Genomic DNA, 1,124 nt, shown 5'->3' with positions numbered 1-1,124 from the left:
CGGATGGCGAAACGCAGGCCGTTTTCCATCGCGATAGGCGCAATCAGTTCAACGTCGAACTTCAGGTTGTCGCCAGGCATAACCATTTCGGTGCCTTCGGGCAGGGTCACGGTGCCGGTCACGTCAGTGGTACGGAAGTAGAACTGAGGACGGTAGTTCGCGAAGAACGGCGTGTGACGACCACCTTCATCCTTGGTCAGGATATAGGCTTCGGCTTCGAATTTGGTGTGTGGGTTCACCGACTTAGGGGCACACAGAACCTGGCCACGCTCAACAGCTTCACGGTCGATACCGCGCAGCAGGGCGCCAATGTTGTCGCCAGCTTCACCGCGATCAAGCAGCTTGCGGAACATTTCAACACCGGTACAGGTGGTGGTCTGAGTGTCCTTCAGGCCAACGATTTCGATGCTGTCGCCAACATTGATCACGCCACGCTCAACACGGCCGGTCACAACGGTACCACGACCAGAGATCGAGAACACGTCTTCAACAGGCATCAGGAAGGGCTGGTCAACCGCACGCTCAGGAGTAGGGATATACTCGTCAACGGCTGCCATCAGCTCACGGATCTTGTTTTCGCCGATTTCAGGGTTGTTGCCTTCCATCGCCGCCAGAGCGGAGCCTGCAATGATTGGAATATCGTCGCCGGGGTAGTCGTAGGACGACAGCAGCTCACGGATTTCCATTTCAACCAGCTCGAGCAGCTCTTCGTCGTCGACCTGGTCAACCTTGTTCATGAAGACAACCATCTTGGGGATGCCAACCTGGCGGCCCAGAAGGATGTGCTCGCGGGTCTGTGGCATGGGGCCATCAGCTGCGTTCACAACCAGGATCGCGCCATCCATCTGCGCCGCACCGGTGATCATGTTCTTCACATAGTCAGCGTGGCCGGGGCAGTCGACGTGCGCGTAGTGACGCGTATCAGTTTCATATTCGACGTGCGCGGTCGAAATGGTGATGCCGCGGGCTTTTTCTTCAGGTGCGCCGTCGATCTGGTCGTAGGCTTTGAAGTCACCAAAATATTTGGTGATCGCTGCGGTCAGAGTGGTTTTACCGTGGTCAACGTGGCCGATGGTGCCGATGTTGACGTGCGGCTTATTACGTTCAAACTTTTCCTTAGCCAT

Annotated in this window: 1 protein-coding gene; it reads right to left on the bottom strand. The window is 56.4% G+C overall.

Features of this window, described 5'->3' with window-relative positions; translation table 11 throughout:
• On the bottom strand, positions 1 to 1,124 hold a 1,124-nt coding region (tuf, locus tag P2081_RS20165), incomplete at its 3' end, for an elongation factor Tu (protein WP_278924576.1).

This window comes from Pseudophaeobacter profundi, from assembly GCF_029697505.1.
GTDB classification, from domain to species: domain Bacteria; phylum Pseudomonadota; class Alphaproteobacteria; order Rhodobacterales; family Rhodobacteraceae; genus Pseudophaeobacter; species Pseudophaeobacter profundi.
The sequence above is the reverse complement of the archived record's forward strand: the minus strand, read 5'-3'. Positions and strand labels throughout refer to the sequence as shown.